13 protein-coding genes are annotated in these 14,119 nt (G+C 69.3%); 6 read left to right on the top strand and 7 right to left on the bottom strand.

The annotated features are described in order from the left end of the window. Positions 1–63: 63 nt before the first annotated feature. Positions 64–669, bottom strand: coding sequence for a sigma-70 family RNA polymerase sigma factor (locus D7W82_RS11845; protein ID WP_120618446.1), 606 nt, complete (start codon positions 667–669; stop codon positions 64–66). Positions 670–880: 211 nt separating this feature from the next. Here D7W82_RS11845 and D7W82_RS11840 point away from each other — a divergent pair, with 211 nt between their 5' ends. The 5 genes from D7W82_RS11840 to D7W82_RS11820 are packed head-to-tail and all read left to right on the top strand — an operon-like array spanning position 881 to position 9,085. After that, entirely contained in the window at positions 881–2,875 is a 1,995-nt protein-coding gene (locus tag D7W82_RS11840; RefSeq protein WP_120618445.1) for an alpha-1,4-glucan--maltose-1-phosphate maltosyltransferase, read from the top strand. Positions 2,876–2,892: 17 nt separating this feature from the next. After that, on the top strand, positions 2,893–4,542 hold the full coding sequence (treS, locus tag D7W82_RS11835) for a maltose alpha-D-glucosyltransferase (protein ID WP_120618444.1): 1,650 nt from the start codon (positions 2,893–2,895) through the stop codon (positions 4,540–4,542). 6 nt (positions 4,543–4,548) lie between these two features. Next, positions 4,549–5,883 (top strand): phosphotransferase, encoded by a 1,335-nt coding sequence (locus tag D7W82_RS11830; RefSeq protein WP_120618443.1) that lies wholly within the window; start codon positions 4,549–4,551, stop codon positions 5,881–5,883. Beyond that, complete coding sequence (gene glgB / locus D7W82_RS11825) at positions 5,880–8,084, top strand: 1,4-alpha-glucan branching protein GlgB (protein WP_120618442.1); 2,205 nt, start codon at positions 5,880–5,882, stop codon at positions 8,082–8,084. The genes D7W82_RS11830 and glgB overlap by 4 nt, the downstream gene beginning before the upstream one ends. A 35-nt stretch (positions 8,085–8,119) precedes the next feature. Next, on the top strand, positions 8,120–9,085 hold the full coding sequence (locus D7W82_RS11820; RefSeq protein WP_120618441.1) for an aldo/keto reductase: 966 nt from the start codon (positions 8,120–8,122) through the stop codon (positions 9,083–9,085). An 8-nt stretch (positions 9,086–9,093) separates the two neighbouring features. Here D7W82_RS11820 and D7W82_RS11815 read toward each other — a convergent pair whose 3' ends face one another. The 3 genes from D7W82_RS11815 to D7W82_RS11805 form a co-directional block, all read right to left on the bottom strand. After that, a complete protein-coding gene (locus D7W82_RS11815) occupies positions 9,094–9,444 on the bottom strand; it encodes a PilZ domain-containing protein (protein WP_233587434.1) in 351 nt (116 codons plus the stop codon). Between the two features lie 105 nt (positions 9,445–9,549). Then, positions 9,550–10,341 carry a heme oxygenase (biliverdin-producing) gene (locus tag D7W82_RS11810; protein WP_120618439.1) on the bottom strand — a complete coding sequence of 264 codons (792 nt, stop codon included), beginning with the start codon at positions 10,339–10,341 and terminating at the stop codon, positions 9,550–9,552. Beyond that, a complete protein-coding gene (locus D7W82_RS11805; protein ID WP_120618466.1) occupies positions 10,338–10,601 on the bottom strand; it encodes a hypothetical protein in 264 nt (87 codons plus the stop codon). The genes D7W82_RS11810 and D7W82_RS11805 overlap by 4 nt, the downstream gene beginning before the upstream one ends. 606 nt (positions 10,602–11,207) lie before the next feature. Here D7W82_RS11805 and D7W82_RS11800 point away from each other — a divergent pair. Beyond that, positions 11,208–11,408 carry a hypothetical protein gene (locus D7W82_RS11800; RefSeq protein WP_147439298.1) on the top strand — a complete coding sequence of 67 codons (201 nt, stop codon included), beginning with the start codon at positions 11,208–11,210 and terminating at the stop codon, positions 11,406–11,408. Positions 11,409–11,905: 497 nt separating this feature from the next. Here D7W82_RS11800 and D7W82_RS11795 read toward each other — a convergent pair whose 3' ends face one another. From D7W82_RS11795 to D7W82_RS11785, 3 genes are read right to left on the bottom strand one after another with little or no spacing between them, the layout of a single operon-like run. Continuing rightward, entirely contained in the window at positions 11,906–12,433 is a 528-nt protein-coding gene (locus tag D7W82_RS11795) for a gamma-glutamylcyclotransferase (protein ID WP_120618437.1), read from the bottom strand. Positions 12,434–12,450: 17 nt separating this feature from the next. Next, entirely contained in the window at positions 12,451–13,050 is a 600-nt protein-coding gene (locus tag D7W82_RS11790; protein WP_120618436.1) for a GbsR/MarR family transcriptional regulator, read from the bottom strand. Beyond that, positions 13,047–14,045 carry a polyprenyl synthetase family protein gene (locus D7W82_RS11785; RefSeq protein WP_120618435.1) on the bottom strand — a complete coding sequence of 333 codons (999 nt, stop codon included), beginning with the start codon at positions 14,043–14,045 and terminating at the stop codon, positions 13,047–13,049. Before D7W82_RS11785 ends, D7W82_RS11790 begins: the two co-directional genes overlap by 4 nt. Positions 14,046–14,119: the final 74 nt, after the last annotated feature.

The raw sequence follows: 14,119 nt of genomic DNA, 5'->3' as shown, positions 1-14,119 counted from the left end.
GGAGGACGCGGCCGGGGCCTGCCCCACCGCCCGTCCCCGCGGAACAGGGCTGCTGTCCTGCACTCAGCCGGACGCGCTGACCGGCGGCGCATCCAGCAGCACCGCCAGCTTCTCCAGCGCCAGCCGCGCACGCGTCTTCACCGTCCCCAGCGGCTGACCCGTCTTCTTCGCGATCTCACTCTGCGACAGCCCGTCGAAATACCCGAGCAGCACCACCTCCCGCTGCTCCGGCGGCAGCTGCGCCATCGCCGCCCGCACCCGCCCCTGGTCCTGCACCGCGGCGGCGGCGTCATCCGGTGACGGCGGCGTCGCGCTCACCGGCGGAGGCTGCTGCGCCACCCCCTCCACCATCCGCGACACCGTGCCCAGCGCACGCAGCCGGTCGATGGACCGCGTGCGCGCGATCGTCGTCACCCACGTCTCCAGCCCGCCGCGCTCCGGGTCGAACTCGCGCGCGCGCCGCCAGACCTCCAGGAAGGTCTCCTGCAGCACCTCCTCCGCGTCCGCGCGCGTGGGCAACAGCCGCACCGAGATGGCGAACGCCCGCGCGGAGCACCTCGCGTAGACAACCCGCATGGCCTCCGCGCCGCCGAGCGCCACCTGCCTCAGCAGGTCGCGGTCGGCCGACAGGTCACTCGCTTGCTGAGCAGCGGAGTCGTTGGGCGCCATGTTCGTCCCGGATACCGCAACCGGAGGGGCGGATCCCAGCTTCAACCATCGGGACCCATCCACCCAGCGCCTCGGGCTGGGCGAGCGCTCCCTCCGTTCCTAACGTTGACAGGCCAACGCGACCAGGCGGCAGCCATCTTCAATCAACAACACCCGCACATTGCTGCCTGGAGCCACTGACTCAGAGTCCTATAAGGGGCCGCCAGCCGATATGACCGAACGACTCGGAAGCGTGTTCATCGAGAACGTCCAGCCGGAGCTGGACGCGGGGCGCTACGCCATCAAGCGCGTCGCCGGGGAGACCCTCACCGTCCGGGCGGACATCTTCAAGGAGGGCCACGACGTCCTCGTGGCCGTCGCCCGCTGGCGCCAGGTCACCCCCGCCGCACAGAAGACGGACTGGGCGGAGGCCCCTCTCGCCTTCAAGAACAACGACGCCTGGGAAGGGGCCATCCCGCTCGCGAACAACGGCCGCTACGAATTCACGATTGAAGCCTGGCCGGATCTCTTCCGCACCTGGGCGCATGAGCTGAAGCGCAAGGTGGACGCGGGCCGCGACGTGAAGAGCGAGCTGCTGGAGGGCGCCGCGCTGCTCGAAGGCGCCGCCGCGCGCGCGAAGGGCAAGTCCGCGGAGGACCACCGGCTGCTCGCCGAGGCAGGGGCCCGCCTGCGCACGCCGCCCACGCCGGACCACCTCCTCGCCGCGCTGTCCTCCGAGCTGGCGGACGCCGCGTCCCGGCACCCGGACCGCACGCTCGCCAGCAGGTACGACAAGGTGCTGGAGGTGTTCGTGGACCGGGAGAAGGCGCGCAACGCCGCCTGGTACGAATTCTTCCCCCGCTCCGCCAGGCGTGACGGCAAGACCCACGGCACGTTCAAGGACGCCCAGGCCTGGCTGCCGTACATCCAGAAGCTCGGCTTCGACACCGTCTACCTGCCGCCCATCCACCCCATCGGGCGGACCGCTCGCAAGGGCAAGAACAACAGCCTGCGCGCGGAGCCCGGTGACGTGGGCAGCCCGTGGGCCATTGGCGCCGCGGAGGGCGGCCACAAGGCCGTGCACCCGGAGCTGGGCACGCTGCAGGACTTCCGCGCGTTCGTGGACGCGGCGAAGACGCACGGCATCGAAGTGGCGCTGGACCTGGCCTTCCAGTGCTCGCCGGACCACCCGTACGTGAAGGAGCATCCGGAGTGGTTCCAGCACCGCCCGGACGGCACCATCAAGACGGCGGAGAACCCGCCCAAGCGCTACGAGGACATCGTCAACTTCGACTGGATGGGCCCCGCGCGGGACGCCCTCTGGAAGGAGCTCAGGTCCGTCGTCCTGCACTGGGTGGACAATGGCGTGCGGACCTTCCGCGTGGACAACCCGCACACCAAGCCCATGCAGTTCTGGCACTGGCTCATCCGCGAGGTGCAGGACCTGCACCCGGACGTGCTCTTCCTGTCGGAGGCCTTCACCCGCCCCAAGGTGATGAAGGCCCTGGCCAAGGTGGGCTTCACCCAGTCGTACACGTACTTCACCTGGCGCCTCTTCAAGGACGAGCTGCGCACGTACCTGGAGGAGATCACCCAGCCGCCCGTGGCGGACTACTTCCGCGGCAACCTCTGGCCCAACACGCCGGACATCCTCCCGGAGAACCTCCAGAACGCGGGGCCTGGCGCCTTCCGCCTGCGCGTGGCGCTGGCCGCCACCCTGTCGTCCGTGTGGGGCATGTACTCCGGCTACGAGCTGTGCGAGGGCCGTCCGGTGCCGGGCAAGGAGGAGTACCTGGACTCGGAGAAGTACCAGCTGGTCGCCTGGGACTGGGACCGGCCGGGCAACATCTCCGACTGGATTGCCAGGCTCAACGCCATCCGCAAGGCGCACCCCGCGCTCCAGCACTACCAGGCCCTGCGCTTCTTCGAGTCCGACAACGACCGCGTCGTCTTCTACGGCAAGCGCTCGCCGGACGGGCTCAGTACGGTGCTGGTGGCGGTGAGCCTGGATCCGTACGCGCCCCAGGAAGCGCTGCTCCGCGTGCCCATGGAATGGCTGGGCGTCACAGCGGAAGAGACCTATCAGGTGCAAGAGCTGATGGCTGATCAGCGCTCGCTCTGGCAGGGCCCGGACGTGCAGGTGCGCTTGACGCCCGAACAGCCCGCGGCCATCTGGGCCGTGTACCGCTACCGCCGCACCGAACACGCGTTCGACTACTTCGAGTGACTCCCTCCGAGAGGCGTATGGACCTGGATCCGCTTTGGTACAAAAAAGCGCTCATCTACGAGCTGCACATCCGCGCATTCCATGACTCGAACGGAGACGGCCACGGGGACATCCCGGGCCTGATTGAAAAGCTGCCGTACCTCCAGGAGCTGGGCGTGGACTGCCTGTGGCTCCTGCCGCACTACCCGTCCCCGCTGCGCGACGACGGCTACGACATCGCGGACTACTACGGCATCCACCCGGACTACGGCACGCTGGCGGACTTCCAGCGGCTGGTGGAAGAGGCCCACAAGCGGGGCTTGCGCATCATCATCGAGCTGGTCGTCAATCACACCAGCGACCAGCACCCCTGGTTCCAGGAGGCGCGCAGGGATCCCAAGAGCCCCAAGCGCAACTGGTACGTCTGGAGCGACACGGACGAGTCCTACAAGGGCGCGCGCATCATCTTCACCGACACGGAGCGCTCCAACTGGACGTGGGATCCGGTGGCCAAGCAGTACTTCTGGCACCGCTTCTTCAGCCACCAGCCGGACCTGAACTACGACAACCCCGAAGTGCAGGAAGCCATGCTGGACGTCATGCGCTTCTGGCTCAACATGGGCGTGGACGGGTTCCGCTGCGACGCCGTGCCCTACCTCTTCGAGCGCGAGGGCACCAACTGCGAGAACCTCCCGGAGACGCACGCGTTCTTGAAGCGCCTGCGCAAGACGATCGACTCCGAGTACCAGGGCAAGGTGCTGCTCGCGGAGGCGAACCAGTGGCCCGCCGACGTGCGCGTGTACTTCGGCGAGGGCGACGAGTTCCACATGGGCTTCCACTTCCCGGTGATGCCCCGCCTCTTCATGGCGGTGCGCCGCGAGGACCGCACGCCCATCGTGGAAATCATGCAGCAGACGCCGGACATCCCGGAGTCCTGCCAGTGGGCCATCTTCCTGCGCAACCACGATGAGCTGACGCTGGAGATGGTGACGGACGAGGACCGGGACTACATGTACCGGGAGTACGCCACCGACCCGCGCATGCGCATCAACCTGGGCATCCGCCGCAGGTTGGCGCCGCTGATGGACAACGGCCGGCGCCGCATCGAGCTGATGCACAGCCTGCTCTTCACCCTGCCCGGCACGCCGGTCCTCTACTACGGGGACGAGATCGGCATGGGGGACAACATCTACCTGGGCGACCGCAACGGCGTGCGCACACCCATGCAGTGGACCGGCGACCGCAACGCGGGCTTCAGCCGCGCGGACTACGCGCGCCTCTTCGCGCCCGTCATCGCGGACCCCGTCTACGGCTACCAGTCCATCAACGTGGAGGCCCAGGAGCGGCAGAAGTCCAGCCTGCTGCAGTGGGTGAAGCGGATGATTGGCATCCGCCAGCGCTACCCCGTCTTCGCCATGGGCTCCTTGCGCTTCCTCACCACGGAGAACCGCAAGGTGCTGGCCTTCGTGCGCGAGTGGGAGGGCCAGACGGTGCTCGTCGTCTGCAACCTGTCGCGCTTCGCGCAGCCGGGCGTGCTGGACCTGCGCGAGTTCGAAGGCAGCATCCCCGTGGAGTTGATTGGAGAGACGCCGTTCCCCCGCATCAGCGACCTGCCCTATCAGCTGTCGATGGGGCCCTACATGTTCCTGTGGTTCCGGTTGGACAAGCCGCTGCAGGCGAAGGAGTAACCCCGAGTGATCCCCCTGGACCTGACCAAGCTGCCCGACTTCCTCAAGGCCCAACGTTGGTTCGCCGGCAAGGCCTGGCCCATCAAGAGCGTCAGCGTAGTGGACCACGTCATCATGGATCTGGGCACGTGCACCTTCACCCTGGCCATCATCGAGGTCGTCTACGAGTTGGGGAACCCGGAGCGCTACCAGCTCCAGGCCCGGCAGACGCCGGAGGGCCTGGTCAGCGCGCTGGAGGACGACGAGTGCGTGCGCGCCGTCTTCAACCTCGCGCGCGAGGGAAGACAGGTGGCCTCCGGGTCCGGCCGCGTGGTGGGGGAATGGATCGCCTCCACGGACAGCGGCGTGGCGCTGCCGGAGCCGCTCTCCGTGCGCCGGCTCAACGTGGAGCAGAGCAACACCTCGCTGGTGCTGGGCGAGCGGGTCATCGTCAAGATCATCCGCAAGCTGGAGGCCGGCGTGAACCCCGAATACGAGGTGGGCCGCTTCCTCGCGACGAAGACGTCCTTCCGCGCGACGCCGCAGCTGGTGGGCGCGCTGAACCTGGAGGGGCCCGCCGGCGCGACGCTCGCGCTGGCGCACCGCTTCGTGCCGGACGCCGTGGACGGCTGGAAGTACACGCTGGAGCGGCTGCGCCAGGAGAAGGCGCTGAGCAACGGCTTCCTCACGGACATGCGCGAGCTGGGCGCCCGGCTGGGTGAGCTGCACAAGGCCTTCGCCTCCGCGGGGCCGGACGACCTGGCGTTCTCCCCGGAGCCGCTGCTCCAGGAGGACCTGCAGCGCTGGAGCGCGTCCATCGTGGGCGAGCTGGGCGTGACGCTGGCGGACGCCGGGCGGCTGCACGCGGACCTGGAGGGCCGGCGCGACGGACTCATCGCGTACGCGAAGCGGCTGGCGCAGGTGGCGCCCTCCGGGCAGAAGATCCGCATCCACGGCGACCTGCACCTGGGCCAGGTGCTGCGCTCGCAGAACGAGTGGCTGTTCTTCGACTTCGAGGGCGAGCCGTCCCGCTCGTTCACCGCGCGCCGGGAGAAGTACAGCGCGCTGCGCGACGTGGCGGGGATGCTCCGCTCGTTCGACTACGCGGAGGCCACCGTGGCGCTGGAGGGCGGCCAGCCGCGCGGGCGCGTGGGCCCCACCCGCGACGCGTTCCTGGAGGGCTACCGCCAGGCCACGCGCGGCGCGGCCTTCCTGCCCGACAGCGATGAAGCCTTCAACGTGATGTTGCGCGCCTTCGAACTGGAGAAGCTGTTGTACGAAGTGCGCTACGAACTCGCCAACCGGCCGGACTGGGTGCGCATCCCCGTCGAGGCCCTGTTGCGGATGGAGGATGCCCAGTGAGGAAGCCTGCGGACAGAGCACAGGTGGACGCGGAGCTGCAGCGCGTGGTGGAGCTGCGCCATCCGGAGCCCCACTCCATGTTGGGCGTCCACCCGGACGGCGACGCGGTGGTGGTGCGCGCCTACCGCCCGGAGGCCGTGGCCATCCACGTCCTGCCGGAGTTCGGGGGCAAGGTGCCCATGCAGCACCGCACCGGCGGCGTCTTCGAGGCGCGCATCAACGGCCGCACGGCGCCCTTCAGCTACCTGCTGGAGGTGGAGTACCCCGGCAAGAAGGTCTTCACGCTGCGCGACCCGTACAGCTTCCTGCCCACCATCGGGGAGATGGACCTGTACTTCGCCGGCGAGGGCCGCCACGAGCGGCTCTGGGAGCGCATGGGCGCGCACCTCATCCACCACAACGGCGTGAAGGGCACGTCGTTCGCCGTCTGGGCCCCCACCGCCCGGGGCGTCTCCGTGGTGGGTGACTTCAACGGCTGGGACGGCCGCCTGCACGCCATGCGGCGCATGGGGTCCTCCGGCATCTGGGAGCTGTTCGTCCCGGAGGTCGGCGAGGGCACCCGCTACAAGTTCGAGATCCGCCCCGGCCACGGCGGAGGCCCGCTGCTCAAGGCGGACCCCTTCGCCTTCCGCACGGAGACGCCGCCCGCCACCGCGTCCGTGGTGCATGACCTGCAACGCTACTCCTGGGGCGACAGCGCGTGGCTGGAGGCGCGCGGCAAGCACGTGGACGCGGCCCAGCACCCGTGGAGCGTCTACGAAGTGCACCTGGGCAGCTGGCGCCGCGTGGTGGAGGACGGCGACCGGCCCATGACGTACCGCGAGCTGGCGCCGGAGCTGTCGCGCTACGTGAAGGAGCTGGGCTTCACGCACGTGGAGCTGTTGCCCGTGTCCGAGCACCCCTACGGCGGCTCGTGGGGCTACCAGGTGGGTGGCTACTACGCGCCCACCGCGCGCTTCGGCCACCCGGACGACTTCCGCTACCTGGTGGACTACCTGCACCAGGAGGGCATCGGCGTCATCGTGGACTGGGTGCCGGGCCACTTCCCGCGCGACAGTCACGCGCTGGGCCAGTTCGACGGCACGTCGCTCTACGAGCACTCCGATCCACGCCAGGGCTCGCAGCCGGACTGGGGCACGCTCGTCTTCAACTTCGGCCGCAACGAGGTGCGCAACTTCCTCATCGCCAACGCGCTGTTCTGGCTGGAGGAGTACCACATCGACGGGCTGCGCGTGGACGCGGTGGCCTCCATGCTCTACCTGGACTACAGCCGGAAGCACGGCGAGTGGGTCCCCAACCGCTGGGGCGGCCGGGAGAACGAAGAGGCCATCCAGTTCCTGCGCGAGCTCAATGACACCATCCGCCGCAAGCACCCGGGCGTGGTCGTCATCGCGGAGGAGTCCACCGCGTGGCCCAAGGTGTCCCAGCCCGTCAGCGAGGGCGGCCTGGGCTTCCACTTCAAGTGGAACATGGGCTGGATGCACGACACGCTGTCGTACTTCTCCAAGGACGCCGTCTACCGGCAGTTCCACCACAACCAGCTCACCTTCGGCCTGCTGTACGCGTTCAGCGAGCACTTCATGCTGCCGCTGAGCCACGACGAGGTGGTGCACGGCAAGGGCAGCCTCTACGGGCGCATGCCGGGCGACGCGTGGCAGAAGCGCGCCAACCTGCGCGCGCTGTTCGCGTGGATGTGGGCCCACCCGGGCAAGAAGCTGCTCTTCATGGGCGGCGAGTTCGGCCAGCCGGCGGAGTGGAACCACGACAAGAGCCTGGACTGGCACCTGCTCAATGATCCGGGCCACAAGGGCATCCAGAAGCTGGTGGGCGACCTGAACCGCGTCTACCGGGACGTGCCCGCGCTGTATGACTCGGACAGCGAGCCCATGGGCTTCCAGTGGCTGCAGCCGGACGCGTCCGCGGCGAACGTGCTGGCCTTCGTGCGCCGCTCGCGCACGCCCGGCCGTCACGTGGTGTGCGTGGCCAACCTGTCGCCGGTGCCTCGCGAGGATTATCGCGTGGGCTTCCCGCTCCACGGCCGTTATGTGGAGCTGGTCAACACCGACGCCGGGGAGTACGGCGGCAGCGGCATGGGCAACCGGGGCCAGGTGCACACGGAGCCCACGGGCTGGGACGGTCAGCCCGCATCCGCGACGCTCACCCTGCCCCCGCTGTCGGTGGTGTGGTTCACGCCGGGGTAGCGGCAAGCCCCGGCCTCACCGAAAGGACCTGGGGCATGGCGGCAGGAGCAGCGGCGAAGCGGAAGCTGGGAGCGACGGGCCTGGAGGTGTTCCCGCTGTGTCTGGGCGGGAACGTCTTCGGCTGGACGGCGGACGAGGCGACCTCGTTCGCAGTGCTCGACGCGTTCGTGGAAGGCGGCGGCGACTTCGTGGACACCGCGGACGTGTACTCGCGGTGGATCCCCGGCCACGTGGGCGGCGAGTCGGAGACGGTGCTGGGGAAGTGGATCGCCTCGCGCAAGGCGAAGGACCGCCTGGTGATTGCCACGAAGGTCGGCGCGGAGACGGCGCTGGGCAAGGGCCTCACGCGCGAGCACATCGAGAAGAGCGTGGACGCGTCCCTGCGCCGCCTGGGCGTGGAGAGCATCGACCTGTACTACGCGCACTACGACGACCCGAACACGCCCTTCGAGGAGACGCTCCGCGCCTTCGACGCGCTGGTGAAGGCGGGCAAGGTGAAGGCGCTGGGCCTGAGCAACCACACCGCCGAGCGCGCGCGGGAGGCCCTGGACACGCAGAAGCGGTTGGGGCTTACGCGCTACCAGGTCATCCAGCCGGAGTACAACCTGGTGGAGCGCCCGAAGTTCGAGGGCGCGCTCCAGCAGGTGAGTGCGGAGGAGGGCCTGGCCGTGGCGCCCTACTTCGGGCTCGCCGCGGGCTTCCTCACCGGCAAGTACCAGGAGGGACAGCCGGCGCCGTCATCACCGCGCGCGGGCAACGTGCTCAAGAAGTACGGCAACGCGAAGGGCTGGGGCGTCGTCGCCGCGCTGAAGAAGGTGGCGGAGCGCCGGGGGGCCACGCCGTCGCAGGTGGCGCTCGCGTGGCTCACGACGCGGCCCACGGTGGTGGCGCCCATCGCCAGCGCCACGTCCGTGCCGCAGGTGAAGGAGCTGCTCGGGGCCTTCTCGCTGAAGCTGGAAGCGGACGACCTGCGCGAGCTGGACAGCGCGTCGGCGGCGTAGGGCGGGCTTCAGCCCTCGTCAGCGACGAGCACGGTCTTCAGCCGTGCCAGGACGGGCTCTGGCACGTCGATGAAGGACAGGCCCACCTCGAAGCGGGCCACGGCGTCCTTGGGTAACTTGATGGCCCAGACGATGCGCGCCGTACATTCCACCGAGCTGCCGTCCGGGAGGAACAACTCCAGATCCAGGCGCGAGCCCACGTCCTGTGGATCATCCGAGTAGATGCGCGCGCCCCCGAGGCTGACGTCGAGCACCTGCTTCTTTTCGCCCACCTTCATGCGCGCGGGGCGCGAATAGAGGGGCGCGTGGATGCGAGGAAAAGCGCGGCGATCGATGTGAGAGGTCATCTGGATTGTCACGTTCCGCCATCCTAACGTGCCTGTCACGAAACGGCACATCGCCCTCCCAGGCGAGGAGGCCAAGCCGGTGGGTCGGACCACCTCCTCCGTGGGGTCGCGGTAACCCTACCCGGGCGTAACGCCAAGGCCCTCGAGCTCCGGTGCGTCCCGGGCCAGCTCGTCGCAGATGAGCGCCTGGATGCGGAAGGCCAGCCGCGCCTCCTGCACCACCTCCTGGGCCTCGCCCTCCGTCAGCGGCACCTCGTCCAGCCGGGCCACGAGCCGGCCCTGGAAGGCGAGCAGCTCCGCCGCGGACACCGCGTTGTAGAAGGCCGTACCCCGGCCGTTCTCCAGCTCGAACGCCCTCGCGATGAGCGCCGAGCGCTGGGGCGCGGTGAAGAGGTCCTGGACGCTGCGGGCCCAGGCATGGGCGATGAGCAGGTGCGGGGCCTCCGCCGCCACCTCGCGGATCCGCTCGGCGTGCAGCCGCGTCTCCGCGCAGGCGAAGGGCTTCGTGCGCGTGTCGCCGCAGAACCAGTCCAGGTCCGCCAGCAGCGCGGAGGCCCGCCGCAGCTCCGGCAGCCGCAGCACGCGTGTGAGCGGGCCGTCCTTCAGCGCCGGCAGCACGGACTCCAGCGCCTCGTAGACGACGTGCAGCTGGCGCAGGTGGTTCACGTAGTGGCGCGCCCGCACGAACTGGGCATAGACGCCGCCGTTCCACGAGCCGTGGAAGAGCGCCTCCAGGAAGGTGGACTGCTCCGCCTGGCGCCGGGCAATCCCCGTCCCCTCCTCCAGCCGCAGAGACAGCCGCTGCGTGGACGGCAGGCCCGCGGGGCCCGTGGACGCGGACCCCAGGCGCTTGTCCCTCGCGGAGCGCTCGAAGCCGCCCCAGCGGATCGTCCCCCGGACGGTGCTCACTGCTTCCACCCGCCGGTGGGCGCCCCGTGGGCGGCGGCAGGCGCCGGCTCCCGCGCTTCCGCCTCGTGCGCGGGCGCGTGCGGCAGCTCCAACTGATGGATGGCCTCCAACAGGGTGTGGCCCAGCGCGCGCAGGACGTCCTCCTCCAGGCGAAGCGTCACCGGCCCCACCGCCAGGTGGATGTGCCCACAGCTGCACCGCGTCACTTCAGCGCACGGGCCTCGCGCCAGCACCGCCCTGCAGCATCCCTGACCGAGCATCGCGTTCTCCATTTAATTTTGATTATCGAAATCAAATTCATGAGGCCACAACGCCCTTCCGCCGTCAAGCCCGGTCCATGCCGTTCTGTTCCAGAGGTCAATGACCAACGCCTCAAAGACAGACATGAAACACGGAAGAACAAAGACAAACACTACAATCAATTACATATTATTACCTGTTACTTGTTTCATGTTTCACCCATCAAACCACAGGCTGCTTTTTTGTTCATGTAGGCATGGACATTCCCGCTACGGCGAAACTCCCTGAAGGTTTGTTCAGGCTCGTTCAGGGGCTGTCGGGAGGCGTGGAAAAATGGCTGAAGGTTTGTTCAGGTCACGTTCAGTCGGAAAATGCGGTTGGAAAAAAGAGGACCCTGCGGCGACCGCGAGTGCTGACGCCCTTGCTGGGGCTGGCGTGCCTGCAGGCCGGCTGCAAGTCCAACTCGGCCCGTGTCTCCAGCCCTCCCCTTCGCGCCAGGACGCGGGCGTGGTGGGCAGGGGTCAGCAGGCTGCCCTGGAGCCTCCAGTGGGCGCAGGTCCAGGTTCCGGATGGCATGCGGGGGCGATCCGTTCGACGTGCCGAACTCCCTGAGCATCCGTTCAGGCATGTCGGTGCCGGTCTGTGCGCGGGTTCCGGGCGCGCGATTCATCGCGTTCTTCCCGGAGCTGCACGGCGCCTACGGCCACGAGAACAAGGAGCTGGCTTTGGACTCGCAGCACCGCGTGTACGTGGCCATCGCGTCCACCTGCAACGTGCACCTGAGCGACATCACCAGCGACCCGCTGCGCGGCGCCATCTGCCCATGAGACCGGAGCGGCGGCTCACTCGAACTGTTCGCCCGGGGCCTGCGCAGCGCGGAAGGGCTGGCGTGGGAGCCGGGTGCCGGCACGCGGTGGGTGGCGGCCAACAACCGCGACAACACACCCTCCCCGTTCGACGACGGCACCGGTCAGTACGACAAGACGGACCAGGGCATCCAGGCGCACTCAGCGCCACGGGACCTGACGTTCTTCGGCAATGGGGAGCTCGACCCGGCATGGAAGCGCGGAGCGCGGGTCGCCTGCCACGGCTCTTGGAACCGCACGGGGCGGACTGGCGACAAGGGGCACCGTCTTCCCGGGGAGCCTCTGGCCACGCACCGGCCCACGGAGGAGGTGGACCTCGTCACGGGCATCAAGTGCCCGGACCTGAGCGGGGGGGGGCCAGCCGGTGGACGTGGCCCTGGCCCCGGGCGGCGGCTTCATCGTCAGCGACGCCGCCGCCGGAGCGCTCTACCGCATCGCTGCCACCGCCTGGCCGTAGCTCAGCGCGACTCGCCGCGAGCCAGCCGCTCCACGTAGTCCGCGGGCAGTCCGGCGCTCTTCGCGCCCCGCACCAGCGCCTCCACGAAGCGCGGGCTCACCGGCCCGTCCGACGACGCACGGCGCGGGTTGGTCACGAACGCGGTGGCCTCCACCTCCTGGCCCTCCACGCGCACGCGCACCGTGCGCTCCACGCACATGCTGGTGACGAAGCCCTCCTTGTGCTGGACGATGGGCCAGTCCTTGCCGGGAATCTCGAAGAGCCGGCCGTACACCCGCGCGCCCGGCGCGTCCGTCAGGCCCGCCACCCGGCCGCCCCACCAGCGCGAGGGGAAGTCGTAGACGAGGTCCACGTCCAGCGCCTCGGCGAGCCGGCCTTCCGGCAGCTCGAAGAAGCCGTAGCTGTGCTGGTGCTTCCACTCGTCGAAGGCGGCCCGGTCCAGGATGGTCGAGTACGCGAAGTAGCGCCGGGGCGCGTTCGCGTCCGCCTGCTCGCGCGCCTTCATCACCTGATCGTAGTGCGAATCCATTGTGTGTCCTCCCGCCTCTACCGCTCGCTCTTGCCGCGCGACAGGGCGCCGTCGCGGAACGCGCCCAGCACCCCGCCCACGTCCAGGCGGGACGTCTTGATGAACAGCCGCAGCGCGCGCTCCACGTGGTCGGCCAGCACGGCCATGCGCTCCAGCCGCCGCAGCTTCTCCGCCTGCACGCCGCCCGCGCCCTCCGCCAACCGGCGCGCCTCGGACAGGTCCGCGCGGATGCGGGTGACGAAGGCCGCCTCGCGCTCCTCCACCACGTGCGTCACCATCCGCACCAGGTCCGTCTCCGCCGCGTAGCGCCACACCGTGTCCCGCGGCACGCGCACCCGCTGGATGACGCCCCAGTGCTCCAGGTCGCGCAGCAGCATGGACACGCCGCCCTTGGACAGGTCGAGCTCGCGCTCGATCTCACCGGCCGTCAGGGGCTCGCCGCGCAGGTAGAGCAGGCCCCACACGCGGCCCTGGTTGCGCTTGAAGCCCCAGAACTCGATGACGTTACCCACCGCCTCCACGGCGATGGCTTCCCATGGCGCCAGCCGGCCATTCTGCGGCGGCGCGACGGTCTTCTGGCTCCCGGGATCCCCCCCCGTCCACAGGTAGCCTTTCATGCAGCGCGCCCCTTCACCTGCTGCGCGATGCCCTCCGACAGCCGGTGCGCCCAGCTCATCAGCTCCGCGCCCGCAGCGTCATTCGCGAAGGGCCCCAGCTTGTCGAGCGCCGCTTCGATTTCGACGTTCATCATCTCCATGGACGCCTCCACCGCGCCGGTGGCCTCGATGGCGGCGCCAATCTCCCGGGTGCGCTCCGGGGTGATGACGGAGAACGCCCACGCGTCCTTGAGCTTGCGGCGCAGGGACTCGTCCCGCGACACCGCCAGCAGGATGGGCAGCGACGGCGTGCGCGAGTGCACGTCCGCGTACCGGGGCTTGCCCACGTCCGTGCCCAGGATGTCGCGGATGTCGTCGGCGATCTGGAACGCCACGCCCAGGTGCCGGCCGAAGGCGTCGAAGCGCGCCTGCGCCTCCGGCTGCTCCCCCAGCGTCGCCGCGGCCTTGCCGCACCAGCCGAACAGCGACCCCGTCTTGCCCTCGGCGATGTAGCGCAGCCGCGTGAGCGGCAGGTTCATGTCGCCGCGCGCCTCCACCTCCGCGATGGCCGCGCGGGTCATCTCCGTGACGATGGCCAGCCCGCTCTGCACCAGGCGCGCGTCCAGCATGGACAGCCGCGACAGCGCCGTGGACAGGATGAGGTCGCCGCTCATCACCGCGACGATGTTGCCCCAGCGCGCGTTCACCGTCGGGCGGCCCCGGCGGAACATGCCCGCGTCCACCACGTCGTCATGCAGCAGGCTGGCCGAGTGGATCATCTCCGCCGCCACACCCACATCCACCAGCCGGGCGGCCGGCACCCCCACCACGCCACCGAACAGGCGGACGAGCATGGGGCGGGCCCGCTTGCCGCCGGCCCCCAGACACAGGTGGCGCGCCGCATCCATCAGCGTGTCGCCCTTCACGTCCGGCCCGACGTCGCCATCCGCGAGCAATTCGGTCAGACGCTGCTCCACCTGCCCCAGAAACTCCGTCAGCTCGTGAGCGACATCCATGTGCGCGGTCTCCTTCCGGGCCGTTCATATAGTTCAAGACCGCGTGAACTGCACCTGAATCCCTCCTGCCCACC

It is taken from the genome of Corallococcus sp. CA049B (assembly GCF_003611685.1).
GTDB classification, from domain to species: domain Bacteria; phylum Myxococcota; class Myxococcia; order Myxococcales; family Myxococcaceae; genus Corallococcus; species Corallococcus coralloides.
This window is presented reverse-complemented; position numbering and strand designations above follow the sequence as displayed.